Below are 395 nucleotides of genomic sequence, written 5' to 3' on the forward strand. Positions count from 1 at the left end.
CACGAAGCCGGGAATCTCGCCCGTCGCGAACTCGACGTGCAGGCGCTCTTCGAACTCGCGAATGGTGCGCATCAGCCGGTACGCTTCCAGCAGTTTTTCCCTGCTCAACTGATTTGACATGGTGTGTCTCCTTGATGATGTCGATCGTTACAGCAACGGGTGCGGATGGGCTCCGCGTGATTAAATGAACTCCCTTTATTTCGCGTTTGCTTGTGTGTGCATAAGGGTTCGCATCGAAGCGCCCGCCATCTCGCGCATCAACTGACGCGACGCCGAGAAACGCAGCGTGCGGCTCACATCGACGGTCAACGGGCCACTCCAGTCGAGCGAGATTTCATAGCGGTCGTCACGCTCGATTTCGATCTCGCGCTCGCCGTCGAATGCGAGCGTGCCGT

Annotated in this window: 2 pseudogenes; both read right to left on the minus strand. The window is 58.2% G+C overall.

Going from position 1 to position 395, the window contains the following annotated elements:
- Positions 1–120, minus strand: a pseudogene (locus SB753_RS35125) (ABC transporter substrate-binding protein); the annotation flags it as partial.
- A 75-nt stretch (positions 121–195) separates the two neighbouring features.
- Positions 196–395, minus strand: a pseudogene (locus tag SB753_RS35130) (ATP-NAD kinase); the annotation flags it as partial.

Source organism: Paraburkholderia sp. SIMBA_053 (assembly GCF_046534895.1).
In the GTDB taxonomy this organism is placed as follows: Bacteria; Pseudomonadota; Gammaproteobacteria; order Burkholderiales; family Burkholderiaceae; genus Paraburkholderia; species Paraburkholderia caledonica.